This window comes from Neobacillus sp. S1227 (genome assembly GCF_055385255.1).
Genome location: NZ_AP038276.1, coordinates 4,417,093 through 4,432,117, shown reverse-complemented (window position 1 = coordinate 4,432,117; position 15,025 = coordinate 4,417,093). Strand labels below are relative to the sequence as shown.

The following is a 15,025-nucleotide window of genomic DNA, read 5'->3' as shown; positions in this document are numbered from 1 at the left end:
TAAAGAGCATGCTTTATATGCTCAGGATGTTTAGAAGGGGGTTTTTCGCTTGAACAAGAAACAGTGGATGATTCCTTTTTCTGCCCTAATGCTAATGGGTGCAGCTGGCTGTGCAAACGACAACAAAAGCTCTGAGCAAAATAATAATCTGATGAGGCCGGTTGGTTATTATTCCAATGAAAACCATTCTGATAATAATTATGGGTACTTAAGGGATAATGATGGTGCCTTGCCGGAAGTATTGGATCACACAATTGGCGACGAGGACAACGTGATCAATGAAAACAGACGTAATGCACTGCAAACAAAGGATGAAAATGGGAATCCGAAAAATCCTACAACACCTTTAGCCAAAACCGACAGGAATTTTTTCCAGCGGGATAACCGTTTCAGTACTGCGGATATGAATTACCACGGCCACTTGAATAAATCTATAGGGTCGGGAACAGTAACTGATCCAAGGTTTCAAGAGCAGGTGACAGATCAAATTAGAGACAGGGTAGCCGATATCGATAATGTTCGCAGCATAAGGTCGGTTTCTTTCGGTGATCAGGTGATTATTTCAGTAAAACTAAACAACCAAGACCGTGCGGCTGAAACAAAGCGTGCAATCAAGAATGCGGTCAAGAAATATGCTGAAGGAAGAAGCATAAACGTTATTACGGATGACGGTGCCCTTGGACGGGACCGCAATCATAACAATGAACTTCCGCAGCCTGAGCCTGATGGCCGATAGAAAAAAGGGGCAAAGCGAATATGCTTTGCCCTTTTGTATTGGTTGTGTTCGGATAAAAAAGGAAAAAAAGGATAAACTAGAATTATAAACATGTTCAATTCTTAACATTTAAGAGGTGATTAGCATGAGGTTCAAACAAAAAATGCTGTCGTGGTCATGGTTAGCTATTCTCTTAATCGGAGGAGAAGTCTTTGGAGGAATAAGCACTGTCACAGCGGCCCAGCTAAATGACCAAAGAAATACCGAACCTCTGCAAATGACAGTGACTTTAGAAAGAGTCTACCTTGATGGTGAAATCAGTCAAGAAACATTCCAGGAGTCAGTCTGGTCTATGGAGAACTTTTGGGCAAAGTATGACCAATGGCAGGTTTTGAGTATTGATGAATCTACTGTAGTGTTTAAACAGCAGGTCGATGATATTTCTCCGTTATTAAAGGGAAATGGCTATTTTGGAATCACTGATGACGGCGTCTTAACTATTTTTAATGGAAGACCTGACCGCTCGCGAATAATTCAATCGTTTTTTCAAATAGACATTAAAAAACTCGAAAGCAGGGCGCAAAAAGAACTCCTTCAAGGAATTCCTATTAAAAACAAAGATCGATATGTCGAGGTTTTGGAGACATTTAAGCCTTATTCGATAAAAAAAGAATAAAAAGGATCAAATCAGTCTGAGATTTAGTTATCAGTCTGATTTTTTTCGTTAATTTAGAAATATTTATCTGTTTTTTAAAAAGAAAAACCTTCTATTGGCGAATATTAAGGTTCTATCAGCGAATTTACTCATTCTATTGGCGAATGTAAGCCTTCTATCAGCGAATTTCACAATTCTATTGGCGAATCAAATAAACACAGCGATTTTCTTCAACTCACTCAAAATTGTATGATAGAATGGAGTACAGTGTGTAAGCACAGCAGGAAACTGGGGGAGAGAATCAAATTGTTTGAATTTATAAAAGGTACCGTTGAGTTTGTCGGGCCAGAATATATTGTTATCGAAAACAATGACATCGGCTACCAGATTGCCACACCAAATCCGTTCGTTTATTCACGAAAAATGGAAACCAAAGTGACGGTCTATACGTATCATTATGTGCGGGAAGATGTCATGGCGTTGTACGGTTTTGAATCGCGCGAGGAAAAAAGACTGTTTACAAAGCTGTTAAATGTAACAGGTATCGGGCCGAAAGGGGCACTCGCCATCCTGGCATCAGGCGAGGTCCAGCAGGTTGTTAATGCTATTGAAAACGAAGATGAAGGCTTTTTAATCAAATTCCCGGGGGTCGGCAAAAAAACCGCTCGGCAAATGATCCTTGATTTAAAAGGAAAATTACAGGATATCGTTCCGGATTATTTTCCGAATCTTTTCAATGCAGATACACTTCCATTACATACACAGGACGGTGGCGAGGCATTTGAGGAAGCAGTGCTTGCTTTAAAAGCCTTAGGTTACTCCGATAAAGAAATTAAGAAGATTTCCCCTGAATTAAGAAAGGAACAGCTGACAACTGACCAATATATCAAAAAGGCCCTTCAACGGCTTTTGAAATAGGTGATGGTTTATGGAAGAACGGATTATTTCCGGTGAAGTAAACGAGCAGGAGATAAGCTTGGAACAAAGTCTTAGGCCGCAGACATTAAAGCAATATATCGGGCAGAATCAGGTGAAAGGGAATCTGGAGGTTTTTATAAAAGCTGCAAAGCTCCGGAGCGAAACCTTGGATCATGTCCTCCTTTACGGACCGCCCGGACTCGGTAAGACAACACTTGCTGTCATCATCGCAAATGAAATGGGCGTTAATATCCGGACCACGTCCGGGCCGGCAATTGAACGTCCGGGTGACCTGGCTGCGATATTGACTGCTCTTGAACCGGGAGATGTATTGTTTATTGATGAAATTCATCGGCTTCCAAGGTCCATTGAAGAAGTATTATATCCGGCGATGGAGGATTTTTGCCTGGATATTGTAATTGGGAAGGGGCCGACCGCCCGTTCGGTGCGCCTCGACCTTCCGCCGTTTACCCTCGTCGGTGCCACTACTAGGGCTGGGGCGCTTTCCGCCCCGCTTCGCGACCGATTTGGAGTTTTGGGCCGGCTTGAGTATTATAAAGAGGACGAATTAAAAAATATTGTCAAACGAACAGCAGAATTGTTTGATACGGAAATTGATGACCAGTCGGCAGCAGAAATTGCCAGACGGGCGCGGGGGACCCCAAGGATTGCCAACCGTCTTCTAAGAAGAGTCCGGGATTTTGCTCAGGTAAAAGGGGATGGATTCATTAACCTTAATCTGGCAAAGGAAGCACTTGAGCTCTTGCAGGTTGACAGGCTTGGCCTTGACCATATTGACCATAAGCTCTTAAAGGGGATAATCGAAAAATTCCGCGGCGGCCCAGTAGGATTGGACACTATTGCCGCTTCCATCGGCGAAGAGGCAGAAACCATCGAAGATGTATATGAGCCTTATTTGCTGCAAATCGGTTTTCTTCAGAGAACTCCGAGGGGCAGGATGGTCACCCCAAAAGTTTATCATCATTTTGGCATGGAGGTGCCATCGCCGTGACGGGCCTTTCCAAGACGCTTATGATTATAGGCGGAATCGTATTTCTAATCGGTTTTTTAATGCAGTTTATGCATCTCGGGAAGCTACCGGGGGATATTGTTTTTAAAAAGGGGAATACTACCTTTTATTTCCCTGTGGTTACCTCCATTTTGCTTAGTATTGTATTATCCCTGATTTTTTACATCATGGGAAGATTTCGTTAAGAGTAGGGATGTTTAATATGAAAGTAGATATCTTTGATTTCCATTTGCCTGAGGAATTAATCGCACAGGTACCGCTTAAAAACCGAACTGATAGCCGGTTAATGGTTCTAAATAAAGAAACGGGCGACATAAAGCATGAAGTGTTTAAAAATATTACTGAATACTTGCGTGAGGGTGACTGCCTTGTCCTAAATGATACCAAGGTTCTTCCTGCACGCCTTTTTGGCGTCAAGAATGATACTGGCGCTAAAATTGAAGTGCTGCTTCTAAAACAGACCGAAGGTGACCGTTGGGAGACCCTAGTAAAGCCTGCAAAACGAGTGAAGGAAGGGACCGAAATCGAATTCGGCGATGGTCTCCTAAAAGCTGTTTGCACTGGGACCTCTGACCATGGCGGACGTATTTTGGAATTTAGCTATGATGGAATTTTTTACGAGGTACTCGACCAGCTAGGTGAAATGCCGCTTCCACCATACATAAAAGAACAGCTGGAAGACCGAGATCGCTATCAGACAGTGTATGCCCGCGAACCGGGGTCTGCAGCGGCGCCCACGGCCGGCCTCCATTTCACGGAAGAACTGCTGGAACAGATTAAAGCAAAAGGGGTACATGTTACCTTTATCACCTTACATGTTGGTCTCGGTACCTTTAGGCCGGTAAGTGTGGATGATGTTGAAGGGCATGACATGCATTCTGAGTTTTATATTATGACCGAAGGAACGGCGGAGCTTCTTAATGAGGTAAGAAAGAATGGCGGCAGGATCATTACTGTCGGAACCACTTCAACACGGACGTTGGAAACAATTGCTTCCGCAAACGATGGTCATTTTAACGCAGGCAGCGGCTGGACCAGTATTTTCATTTACCCGGGTTACGAATTTAAAGCCATCGATGGCATGATTACTAATTTTCATTTGCCAAAATCTACACTAATTATGCTGGTCAGTGCCTTGGCTGGCCGGGAAAATATTTTACGAGCTTATCATACAGCCGTTGAGGAACGTTACCGCTTCTTCAGCTTTGGCGATGCGATGTTTATCATTTAGTGGAAAAGGGGCGGAGCGAAGCATAAATGAATCACTTTAGCAAAGCTTGGTATAAAAAATACAATCTTCACTTTATTAAGTTTTTGCTTAGCTCTGCTCACACCGCCTTTTGGAAGGAGAAAAGAATTTGACTGCAATTCGCTATGAACTAATCAAAACGTGTAAGCAGACGGGCGCCCGCCTCGGCCGGGTTCACACCCCGCACGGTTCTTTCGACACCCCGGCCTTTATGCCGGTCGGAACGCTGGCAACCGTTAAGACAATGTCACCGGAAGACCTTAAAGAAATGGGTGCCGGCATTATTTTAAGTAATACCTATCATTTATGGCTCCGTCCCGGCCATGACATCATTAAAGAGGCAGGCGGACTGCATAAATTTATGAACTGGGATCGCGCGATTTTGACCGATTCCGGCGGCTTCCAGGTGTTCAGTTTAAGTGAATTCCGAAAAATTGAAGAAGAAGGAGTTCATTTCCGCAACCATCTCAGCGGCGAGAGACTATTTTTGTCTCCAGAAAAAGCAATGGAAATTCAAAATGCCCTTGGATCGGATATCATGATGGCTTTTGACGAATGCCCGCCCTTTCCGGCAACCTTTGAATATATGAAAAAATCGGTGGAGCGGACTTCAAGATGGGCCGAACGCTGTTTAAATGCCCACCAGCGCCCTGAAGATCAAGGATTATTTGGAATTGTTCAAGGCGGGGAATATGAGGAGCTGCGCAAGCTGAGTGCCCAGGATCTCGTGTCCCTGGATTTCCCAGGTTATGCGGTTGGCGGTTTGTCTGTCGGCGAACCTAAGGATGTTATGAATCGTGTGCTGGAATTTACCACGCCGCTGTTGCCAACCAATAAGCCTCGTTATTTAATGGGGGTTGGTTCACCAGACTCACTTATTGACGGGGCTATTCGCGGGATTGACATGTTTGACTGCGTTCTGCCGACTAGAATTGCCCGGAACGGGACTCTGATGACAAGCTCTGGCAGACTTGTCGTAAAAAATGCCCAATATGCAAGAGATTTTGGCCCGCTTGATCCAGAGTGTGACTGCTATACATGCCGAAATTACAGCAGGGCGTATATCCGCCACTTAATTCGCTGTAATGAAACGTTTGGAATTCGTCTAACGTCTTACCATAATCTATATTTTCTGTTAAGATTAATGGAGAAGGTCAGACAAGCCATCATGGAAGACCGGCTTGGTGATTTCCGCGAAGAATTTTTTGAGCGTTATGGGTTTAATCAGCCGAACGCGAAAAATTTCTAATAGATGTTGTTCGAAAGGAGGGAAAAAGGATGTCAGGTGGATTAGGTACAATCGTTCCATTAATTTTAATGTTTGTCTTGTTTTATTTCTTGTTAATTCGCCCGCAGCAGAAGCGTCAAAAGGCGGTTCAGAACATGCAAAATGAATTGAAAAAGGGTGACAAGATTGTCACGATTGGCGGCTTGCATGGTTTTATCGATTCAATCGATGAAAATAAAGTTGTCATCAAATGTGGCGATGGAAGCCGTCTTACATATGACCGCAACGCCATTCGCGAAGTGACTGAGTCAAGTAAGGAAGCACAAGTATAAAACAGGAAAGGAAGCTGGATCAACAGCTTCCTTTTTTCATGTTTTAGGCTTTATGCTGTTCTTGAATTATTAGTAGCAATATTAACTCCTAAAATTCCGCCCATCATTGAAATTAATGTATAGCAGGTATGATAGATTACTTGCTCAACAGAAAACAGCCGGTCATAGCCGAGGTATTGAAATAAAAAGACGATTATTGAGTAAATCAGACCAGTAACGCCGCCGATCAGCCAGCCCTTTTCTTTCCGCTTGCCGCCGGACAGAAAACCGCCCCCAAACAAGCCAATAAATGATAGGGCCGTAACCACATATTGAAGCGTTGACTCCTGGGCGGATGTGAATCTTAAAACTACCGAAAAAATAAGACTGGCAATGCTTGCAAATGAGAAAATAAAAATCAATCCGTACAGTATGGCTGTACCAAAGCTCTTTGATTCGATGGCTCTCTCCCCCTTTTGTTCCTGCCGGGCTAAATTTAATCTATCTTGGAAATTTTTTTATGAAGCCCCGGAATACAGTTTTGTTCCTAGTACAAGCGTATTCAGAAGGGCAACAAAGTAGAATGAAATTTTCGTTTATACTTAAAAATAAATTTGGGATATTATTCCTTTCATGATTTTTTCTTAAGGGCAAACAATATAATGGAATGCAATTAAAGGAGCGACAATAGGGTGGAAGATTTTCTAACGATACTTTTTAGAACGCTTTTTTTATATGCTGTTATTCTTGTCATTTTTCGCTTAATGGGAAAACGGGAAATTGGGGAACTTAGTATTCTTGATCTTGTTGTTTTTATCATGATTGGTGAGTTGGCCGTTGTCGCGATCGAAAGACCAAATGTTAAATTATTTCATGCTGTTTTTCCGATGTTCTTGCTCATGATTATACAAATTTCAATGGCGCTTCTTTCCCTAAAAAGTAAAAGGTTTCGCGATATGGTCGATGGAAAGCCGACTGTTATCATTAACAGGGGGAAGGTAGACGAAGATGCAATGCGGAAACAGCGCTATAATTTTGATGATTTATTGACCCAATTAAGAGAGAAGGACATTCGCAGCATTGCAGATGTTGAGTTTGCTATTTTAGAGTCCTCTGGAAGCCTATCCGTAATTGAAAGACAGAAGGGAAGTCAAAACGAGCCGAAAAATGGCGATATCACCATTCCATTAATCATGGACGGGACGATCGATGAGGAAAATTTAAAAAAAATAAACAAAACAAACCTTTGGCTTCGTCAGGAATTAAAGAAAAGGGGGTACCGTGACATCAAAAAAATTTCTTTCTGCAGTTATGAAAACGGAAAATTTTTTATTGATTTATTAGATGAAGAATAAAAGACGCGCTAAGAAATGAGTGTGTCTTCATTGCTAATAAGAAAGGATAAATTTTTCCGGATTTATCCTTTCTTAACGCATAAATTCAACTACGCCTAATAAACCGTCTATCCGACTCGCCAATCGGCGAGTTTTCATTTATTTTGCTATAAAAAATTTTTTAATCCATGGGATTCTTTGCAGTTCATCTTTCTTAATTAGGCCAAATAATAAAAGCATCAAACAATAAGATATACTCATCGCACATAAAGCGGCCAGAACTCTCACAGCTAAAGGTTCTGATAAAATCATGTTATCAAATAGCCAGAATCCCAGCCATCCTGATGCCCCCATAACGAAAAATCCTTTTAAGTAATCGCGGATATAAAAAGGAAAGGAAATCCTTTTTAAGACGGTTGCAAAGTGAAGGAGGGTAACAGCCACAAAGCCCACGATAATCCCTAGTGCAGCACCGGTAATTCCGAAGGCAGGCTGGGCGGCGAGGATAAAGATCACGGCCGTTTTCACAATTGCCCCGATTAAACTATTAATCATCGCCGCTCTTGCTAAGTTCAATGCTTGAAGGACGGCCTGAAGCGGTCCTTGATAATAATAAAACAAAAAGAATGGCGCCATCAGCCGGATAAAATAAGCCCCTTTTGTGGAACCATACATCAACTGCATTAGAGGATCCGCTAACACATAAAGCACGATGACTGCAAGTCCACCTGTCAAAAAAGTCAATCTTAATGCCTGTTGGAGCCTGTATTCTATTAATTTATAGTTTTTCTGCGAATTTGCTTCGCTGATGGCAGGCACAAGGGAAGTAGCCAACGAGAAAGTCACAAAAGAAGGAAGCATCAACAACGGCATTGCATAACCTGTCAGGGCGCCGTATTGTTTTGTCGCATCAACCGCCATCACACCAGCAATTGCCAAGCTGTGAACGACCACAATTGGCTCAAAAAACCACGAAACGGACCCAATCATTCGGCTTCCCAATGTCGGAATCGCGATTTCCATCAGATCTTTAAAGGTTTGTTTCCCCTTATGGACAAACTGGAAAAAGTTCTTGCGCAGCCTGAAGCGTTTTTTAAATTTAAAGGTTGTCATTAAGTAAATAAGAGAAACTACTTCTCCTAATACGGAAGCTGCCATCGCCGCTGCAGCCGCATATTCGACTCCATAAGGGAGAAAAGCTTTGGTCATGACGGCAATTAAGGTAATCCGGACAAGCTGTTCTAATATTTGCGATATAGCTGAAGGCCGCATGTTCTGTCTTCCTTGGAAGTATCCTCTTAACACAGAAGAAATTGCGATAATGGGAATCGCCGGTGCAATTGCCATCAAAGGATAATAGGTTCTTGGGTCGGTAAAAAGTGTTGTTGACAAAACTGGTGCCAGTAATAATAATGCAGGCGTTATAATGATGGAAAGTGTAATCGTTGTGGCAAGGGAGACGACAAGAATTTTTTTAATCTCGGCGCGATCTCCTTTTGCCTCTGCTTCAGCGATATTTTTCGATATAGCCACCGGTAACCCAAGCTGTACAATCGTCACCACAAGGATAAATGTGGGATAAGCCATCATATATAAGCCGACGCCTTCTTCACCAATGCTGCGCGCCAGGACAATCCGATAAATGAAACCAAGGACTCTGGTAATTAAGCCGGCTACTAATAGGATGAAAGTCCCCTTTAAAAACTTTGACATACTACTTCCCACCTTCTCAAAATAGGCGATATCATATACAATTATCTATATGCGATATGGTGGACAAAGCATGACAAGCATTTGTACGGCAGTTTAATTTATGGATACTTCTTTCGGGGGGAAATGAAGATGGATTATGGACAATTTCGTACTCAAGTAAAACCTGCTATGGTGAGCAAGCTGGAAGAATTTCGTTTGCTGGGTTATGATTCAATCAGCGAAACAGAGCTTTGGGAATACCTGACCAAGAAAAAGTGGAGAAAGGTAACGGACGAAAAGAAACTTTATGAAATCATCCAGGATATTTTCTCCATTAAGGTAAGTGATTACATCAGTTTTGCAACGATTGAAACATATAAAACTGCCGAATTCTCTCTTGAAGATGAAGAGGAATGGAAAGAACTTTTAAAATAATATTAACTATCTTTTTCTAAATTGACAGTGCGGGTTGACATATTCCATAATGAAGGAAGTGATTTTGGACAGTATTGGACTAAGAAAAAGCAAACGGTGTTTTTGGTTTATTTAAGGAGGAACAATACATAATGGTGAAACGCAGTCGAATTTTGGCCTTCCTATTAATACTTGTATTAATAGGAAGTATGATGGGAATTACAACAAAAGGAATTACGAAAAACATCAAGCTTGGTTTGGACCTTCAAGGGGGATTTGAAGTTTTATATGAGGTGCAGCCGGCGAAAAAAGGTCAGAAAATTGACAAAGATGTCTTGGCCAGCACGGCTAAAGCGCTCGATAAGCGGATTAATGTGCTCGGTGTCAGTGAGCCGAATATTCAAATTGAAGGAACCAACCGGATTCGCGTCCAGCTCGCCGGGGTCGAAGATCAAAACCAAGCGCGGGAAATTTTGTCTACCCAAGCGAATCTTACCTTCCGTGATGCCAATGATCAACTTAAGATGGATGGGACTGATTTAAAGGAAGGCGGCGCGAAGCAAACCTTTGACGAAAATGGAAAACCCAGTGTTTCTTTAACGTTAAAAAGTGCTGACACGTTCAAAAAGGTAACCCAAGAAATAGTCAATACGTCACCGAATGTTCTCGTTATTTGGATGGATTTTGAAGAAGGAAAAGACTCCTTTAAAAATGAAGTAACGAAAAAAGATCCCAAATACATTTCTGCTCCAACAGTAAATCAAGTCTTTAACCAGAATACAGTTTCTATCGTCGGTAACTTTACTGCTGAGGAAGCACAAACATTAGCCTCGCTTTTAAATGCCGGTGCTCTGCCAGTTAAACTGAAGGAAGTTTATTCTACATCTGTCGGGGCTAGTTTTGGTGAACAGGCATTAAACGAAACAATTCTAGCCGGTATTATCGGTATCGCCATTATTTATCTTTTCATGCTTGTTTATTATCGCTTCCCTGGATTTATTGCAACAATTACATTATCGATTTATATTTATCTCGTTTTACTCATTTTTGACTGGATGAACGGAGTGCTGACGCTGCCGGGTATTGCCGCCTTAATCCTCGGGGTGGGGATGGCCGTTGACGCTAACATCATCACCTATGAGAGGATACGGGAAGAAATTAAGGTTGGTAAATCCATTAAGTCCGCATTCCAAGCTGGAAGCAAGAACTCCTTTTCATCGATTCTTGATGCCAACCTGACAACGATTTTGGCTGCCGGCGTGCTGTTCTTCTATGGTACAAGCTCGGTTAAAGGTTTTGCAACGATGTTGTTGGTAAGTATCTTGCTAAGCTTTGTGACAGCCGTCTTTGCTTCCCGATTATTATTAGGACTCTGGGTAAACAGTGGCTTTTTGAATAAAAAACCAGGCTGGTTTGCGGTTAAGAAGTCTGCCATTAAGGATATAAACGAAAACTTTGATACATTGGATTTACCAACCCGATTTGATAAGCTGGATTTTGTGAAAGGCCGAAGGGTGTTCTTCATTATTTCCGGAGTGCTGCTTGCCATTGGCTTAGTGCTGCTCCTTGTGTTCCGCTTGAATTTGTCAATTGACTTTTCAAAGGGAACGAGGATTGAAGTCTTATCTAATACGCCTTTAACAACCCAAACAGTCGAAACGGCCTTAAACAAGCACCATATTACGCCGGATGATATTGTAATTTCCGGTGATAAAAAGGAAATAGCCTCTGCACGGACAAAGGATGTTTTATCAAAGGATGAGATTGCTAAGTTAAAATCAGACTTTAAGAAGGAATTTGGGTCAGAGCCTAACGTCAGCACCGTCTCGCCAACGGTCGGTAAAGAACTGGCAAAAAATGCGTTTATTGCCCTGATCATCGCATCTATTGGGATTATTCTTTATGTTACGATTCGCTTTGAATGGGCGATGGCCGTTTCCGCCATTGTTTCCTTATTGCATGATGCCTTCTTCATGGTTGCCTTCTTCAGTATCACAAGGCTCGAGGTTGACTTAACGTTCATTGCCGCCGTGTTAACAATTGTCGGTTATTCGATTAACGATACAATTGTTACGTTCGACCGGATGCGTGAAAACATGCATAAGAAGAAGCGTCTTAAAACGAATGCAGATATTGCCGATGTACTTAACGTAAGTATCAGACAGACATTGACGCGCTCTATTAATACAGTCTTTACGGTATTAGTAACCGTTGTTGCAATGATAATCTTTGGCAGTCCGTCCATTCAGAACTTTTCAATTGCCTTGTTTGTCGGCTTAATCACTGGTGTGTATTCATCCATTTGTGTTGCCGGTCCATTATGGTACGTCTTTAAGACACGTGAGCTTAAAAAGAAAGGCGTCATTAAAACCGTAAAAGAAAAAAGAAAGTATTCGGATCAGCCGCAAGTATAATAAAAAACAAAACCGCAGCCCATGCTGCGGTTTTATTTTGGCTAATATATCCATCATTGAAAGGGACCTCGTGCTCCTGTATAATAAGAAGGTCTAAAGGGGTGAACTTCTACATGTTAAAGTCTAAAACAAGATGGATTGTTCGTGAATCAGATCCGACCCTAGTAAAAAAACTGGAAAACGAGTTGAAAATTACACCTCTAGTCGCTTCGCTGCTTGTCAACCGCGGATTAGATACCGTTGATTCTGCACGGTATTTTTTATTTGGAAAAGATGACTTCCACGACCCCTATTTGTTAAAAGGGATGGATATTGCCGTTAAAAGAATTCGTGAAGCAATCGAACGGAAGGAACCAATTCTAATATTTGGCGATTATGATGCGGATGGTGTCAGTAGTACATCCGTGTTAATGATTACACTCAGAGATTTAGGGGCAGACGTCCAATTCTATATTCCAAACCGTTTTACAGAGGGCTATGGCCCTAATGAGCCTGCATTTCGCCGTGCGGCGGAAGCGGGAATAAAATTAATTATTACCGTAGATACCGGAATTGCTGCTATTCATGAGGCAACGGTTGCAAAGGAATTGGGTGTGGATTTAATCATTACGGACCACCACGAACCTGGTCCTGTTTTGCCGGAAGCTATGGCGATTATTCATCCGAAGCTGCCTGACAGTATTTACCCGTTTCGCGAACTTGCCGGTGTGGGGGTTGCCTTTAAAGTAGCCCATGCTTTATATGGAAAAGTGCCTGAGCATTTGTTTGAAATTGCGGTGATTGGTACAATTGCCGATTTAGTCTCATTAAAAGATGAAAATCGGCTGATTGCCAAAAAAGGCTTAGAGAAATTGAAGGTCACCGAGAACATTGGATTAAAAGCCATTTTTAAAATCGCTGGTGTGGATTTGCAATCAATAAATGAAGAAACCATAGGATTTACACTTGCACCTCGTATCAATGCCGTGGGAAGGCTGGAGGATGCCGATTTGGCGGTCCATCTCCTCCTTACCAATGACCCTGCGGAGGCAGAGGAATTAGCGGCTGAGATGGATGCCCTCAATAAAACAAGGCAAACCATTGTAAACACAATAACTGAAGAGGCAATTGAGGAAGTTGAAAAGAATTTCCCAATTGAGGCGAATAAGGTTTTGGTGATTGGCAAGGAAGGCTGGAATGCCGGTGTCATTGGCATCGTCGCCTCGAGACTGGTTGAAAAATATTACCGCCCGACGATCGTGCTAAGTTTTGACCATGAAAAAGGGCTGGCAAAGGGCTCGGCACGAAGTATTCCCGGTTTTGACCTTTTTCATAATCTATCAACCTGTAGAGAAATCTTGCCTCATTTTGGCGGACATCCAATGGCTGCAGGAATGACACTGAAAATTGATGACGTATCTCTCCTAAGGGCACGCTTAAATAAGTTAGCCGATGACCTCCTGACAGATGATGATTTTATTCCAGTCACCTATCTTGATGAAATGGTTCATCTAGAGGATATACATCTAACCTCCTTAGAAGAAATGAACCTGCTGTCGCCATTCGGAATGGATAACTCCAAACCAAAGGTGTTAATCGATCAGGTGGATGTGGCCAGTATTAGAAAAATTGGCAGCGAACAAAATCATATGAAACTAACGCTTAGTGAAAATGACGCCAATCTTGATGGAGTAGGCTTCGGTTTGGGTTCCATTGTTGATGAGATTTCGCCATCGGCTAAAATTTCGCTAATTGGTGAATTATCGATTAATGAATGGAATAATATACGTAAACCGCAAATCATGGTTCAGGATATTGCAGTAGAGTCGTGGCAGCTGTTTGATTTTCGCGGCCAAAAGCGGCTGAATAGTATTTCTGCTACGGTGCCTATAGAAGATAGGAAGATTATCTTTTTTAATCAATCCCATCTTGATAAACTTGCTCCAAGCCTTCATCATGAAAGCATTATTATCCGGGACACAATTGAAGCGAGTGCTTTTAATGGCTTTGAAGGTAACATTGTACTAGCAGATTTCCCCGCTTCAAAAGAGCTTTTAACAGAATTGTTAAAGGGGAATAAGCCGGGAAGGATTTACGCTTATTTTTATAAAGAATCCAGCGATTTTTTCAGCACCTTACCGACAAGAGAACATTTTAAATGGTATTATGCTTTTCTTTTAAAAAATGGACCTATTGATCTGAAAAGGTATGGCGACGATATCGCCAAGTACCGCGGTTGGTCAAAAGAAACGATTAATTTTATGTCAAAGGTGTTTTATGAATTGGATTTTGTTACAATAAATAATGGTTTTATTACTTTAAATCGGTCAGCGCAAAAGCGTGATTTAACTTATTCGCCAACTTATCAATTGAAAAAGAAGCAATATGATCTTGAAAAGGAATTATTGTTTTCATCCTATCAAGAATTGAAAGGCTGGTTTGATGGGATTATTGGTGAGTCAGTTGTAATTGAGGAGGCAGTAAAGGAATGGATTTAACAAAGTTTGTGGCTATTGTACCGGATTACCCAAAACAAGGTATTGTCTTTAAAGATATTACTCCATTAATGGGTGATGGCGAAGCCTATAAATATGCGACAGACCAAATCGTCGCCTATGCCAAGGATAAGGACATTGATATTATAGTTGGACCCGAAGCACGCGGCTTCATCATTGGCTGCCCGGTTGCGTATTCTCTTGGATTGGGCTTTGCTCCAGTTCGTAAAGAGGGAAAGCTTCCTCGCGAAACAGTTAAAGTAAGTTATGGACTGGAATATGGGTCTGACGTCTTAACCATTCATAAAGATGCCATTAAACCTGGTCAGCGTGTCTTGATTACGGACGATTTGCTGGCAACTGGCGGAACAATTGATGCAACGATTAAGCTGGTTGAGCAGCTTGGCGGTGTAGTGGCTGGAATCGCATTTATCATCGAATTGACATACTTGAATGGCAGAAGTAAGCTTGATGGTTATGACATACTAACATTAATGCAGTATTAACGTTTCATGGGGGCACTCGAAAGCATGAGTGCTCTCTTTATATAATCAAAAAAGAATAAACTCTTTACATCTTGGTTATTTTTTT

Annotated in this window: 15 protein-coding genes; 13 read left to right on the top strand and 2 right to left on the bottom strand. The window is 41.8% G+C overall.

Translation table 11 applies throughout. From position 1 onward, the window contains the following. Positions 1-49 precede the first annotated feature (49 nt). From ACZ5AE_RS22300 to yajC, 8 genes are all read left to right on the top strand, one after another. Entirely contained in the window at positions 50-736 is a 687-nt protein-coding gene (locus ACZ5AE_RS22300; RefSeq protein WP_464566724.1) for a YhcN/YlaJ family sporulation lipoprotein, read from the top strand. Positions 737-860: 124 nt separating this feature from the next. Continuing rightward, the gene (locus ACZ5AE_RS22295; protein ID WP_464566723.1) at positions 861-1,391 is read left to right on the top strand and encodes a BofC C-terminal domain-containing protein; all 531 of its coding nucleotides are present in this window, start codon (positions 861-863) and stop codon (positions 1,389-1,391) included. A 285-nt stretch (positions 1,392-1,676) separates the two neighbouring features. Next, complete coding sequence (ruvA, locus tag ACZ5AE_RS22290) at positions 1,677-2,288, top strand: Holliday junction branch migration protein RuvA (protein ID WP_464566722.1); 612 nt, start codon at positions 1,677-1,679, stop codon at positions 2,286-2,288. A 10-nt stretch (positions 2,289-2,298) separates the two neighbouring features. Beyond that, on the top strand, positions 2,299-3,300 hold the full coding sequence (ruvB, locus tag ACZ5AE_RS22285) for a Holliday junction branch migration DNA helicase RuvB (protein ID WP_464566721.1): 1,002 nt from the start codon (positions 2,299-2,301) through the stop codon (positions 3,298-3,300). Positions 3,301-3,320: 20 nt separating this feature from the next. Then, positions 3,321-3,503 (top strand): DUF2905 domain-containing protein, encoded by a 183-nt coding sequence (locus tag ACZ5AE_RS22280; protein ID WP_464566720.1) that lies wholly within the window; start codon positions 3,321-3,323, stop codon positions 3,501-3,503. A 17-nt stretch (positions 3,504-3,520) separates the two neighbouring features. After that, entirely contained in the window at positions 3,521-4,549 is a 1,029-nt protein-coding gene (gene queA, locus ACZ5AE_RS22275; RefSeq protein ID WP_464573710.1) for a tRNA preQ1(34) S-adenosylmethionine ribosyltransferase-isomerase QueA, read from the top strand. Positions 4,550-4,676: 127 nt separating this feature from the next. Continuing rightward, a complete protein-coding gene (gene tgt / locus ACZ5AE_RS22270; protein ID WP_464566719.1) occupies positions 4,677-5,816 on the top strand; it encodes a tRNA guanosine(34) transglycosylase Tgt in 1,140 nt (379 codons plus the stop codon). A 29-nt stretch (positions 5,817-5,845) separates the two neighbouring features. Then, positions 5,846-6,127 carry a preprotein translocase subunit YajC gene (yajC, locus tag ACZ5AE_RS22265; protein ID WP_464566718.1) on the top strand — a complete coding sequence of 94 codons (282 nt, stop codon included), beginning with the start codon at positions 5,846-5,848 and terminating at the stop codon, positions 6,125-6,127. A gap of 50 nt (positions 6,128-6,177) precedes the next feature. Here the strand turns inward: yajC and ACZ5AE_RS22260 are convergent, their stop codons facing one another. After that, positions 6,178-6,567, bottom strand: coding sequence for a TIGR04086 family membrane protein (locus ACZ5AE_RS22260; RefSeq protein ID WP_464573709.1), 390 nt, complete (start codon positions 6,565-6,567; stop codon positions 6,178-6,180). 231 nt (positions 6,568-6,798) lie between these two features. Here ACZ5AE_RS22260 and ACZ5AE_RS22255 point away from each other — a divergent pair, with 231 nt between their 5' ends. Beyond that, positions 6,799-7,461, top strand: coding sequence for a DUF421 domain-containing protein (locus tag ACZ5AE_RS22255; RefSeq protein WP_464566717.1), 663 nt, complete (start codon positions 6,799-6,801; stop codon positions 7,459-7,461). A gap of 138 nt (positions 7,462-7,599) precedes the next feature. Here ACZ5AE_RS22255 and spoVB read toward each other — a convergent pair whose 3' ends face one another. Further along, positions 7,600-9,153 carry a stage V sporulation protein B gene (gene spoVB, locus ACZ5AE_RS22250; RefSeq protein ID WP_464566716.1) on the bottom strand — a complete coding sequence of 518 codons (1,554 nt, stop codon included), beginning with the start codon at positions 9,151-9,153 and terminating at the stop codon, positions 7,600-7,602. Between the two features lie 129 nt (positions 9,154-9,282). Between spoVB and ACZ5AE_RS22245 the strand changes: the two genes are divergently transcribed. From ACZ5AE_RS22245 to ACZ5AE_RS22230, 4 genes are all read left to right on the top strand, one after another. Further along, positions 9,283-9,567, top strand: coding sequence for a post-transcriptional regulator (locus ACZ5AE_RS22245; RefSeq protein ID WP_464566715.1), 285 nt, complete (start codon positions 9,283-9,285; stop codon positions 9,565-9,567). A gap of 131 nt (positions 9,568-9,698) precedes the next feature. Then, positions 9,699-11,960, top strand: a complete 2,262-nt coding sequence (secDF, locus tag ACZ5AE_RS22240) for a protein translocase subunit SecDF (protein ID WP_464566714.1) — start codon at positions 9,699-9,701, stop codon at positions 11,958-11,960. Between the two features lie 113 nt (positions 11,961-12,073). Beyond that, positions 12,074-14,437, top strand: coding sequence for a single-stranded-DNA-specific exonuclease RecJ (gene recJ, locus ACZ5AE_RS22235; protein WP_464566713.1), 2,364 nt, complete (start codon positions 12,074-12,076; stop codon positions 14,435-14,437). Next, the gene (locus tag ACZ5AE_RS22230) at positions 14,428-14,940 is read left to right on the top strand and encodes an adenine phosphoribosyltransferase (protein WP_464566712.1); all 513 of its coding nucleotides are present in this window, start codon (positions 14,428-14,430) and stop codon (positions 14,938-14,940) included. Before recJ ends, ACZ5AE_RS22230 begins: the two co-directional genes overlap by 10 nt. The last annotated feature ends 85 nt before the right edge of the window (positions 14,941-15,025 follow it).

Coding starts and splice junctions, on each gene's coding strand:
- ACZ5AE_RS22280 (WP_464566720.1), top strand. CDS start 3,321: ATGATTATAGGCGGAATCGTATTTCTAATCGGTTTTTTAATGCAGTTT.
- ruvB (WP_464566721.1), top strand. CDS start 2,299: ATGGAAGAACGGATTATTTCCGGTGAAGTAAACGAGCAGGAGATAAGC.
- yajC (WP_464566718.1), top strand. CDS start 5,846: ATGTCAGGTGGATTAGGTACAATCGTTCCATTAATTTTAATGTTTGTC.
- recJ (WP_464566713.1), top strand. CDS start 12,074: ATGTTAAAGTCTAAAACAAGATGGATTGTTCGTGAATCAGATCCGACC.
- ACZ5AE_RS22295 (WP_464566723.1), top strand. CDS start 861: ATGAGGTTCAAACAAAAAATGCTGTCGTGGTCATGGTTAGCTATTCTC.
- spoVB (WP_464566716.1), bottom strand. CDS start 9,153: ATGTCAAAGTTTTTAAAGGGGACTTTCATCCTATTAGTAGCCGGCTTA.
- queA (WP_464573710.1), top strand. CDS start 3,521: ATGAAAGTAGATATCTTTGATTTCCATTTGCCTGAGGAATTAATCGCA.
- ACZ5AE_RS22245 (WP_464566715.1), top strand. CDS start 9,283: ATGGATTATGGACAATTTCGTACTCAAGTAAAACCTGCTATGGTGAGC.
- secDF (WP_464566714.1), top strand. CDS start 9,699: ATGGTGAAACGCAGTCGAATTTTGGCCTTCCTATTAATACTTGTATTA.
- ACZ5AE_RS22230 (WP_464566712.1), top strand. CDS start 14,428: ATGGATTTAACAAAGTTTGTGGCTATTGTACCGGATTACCCAAAACAA.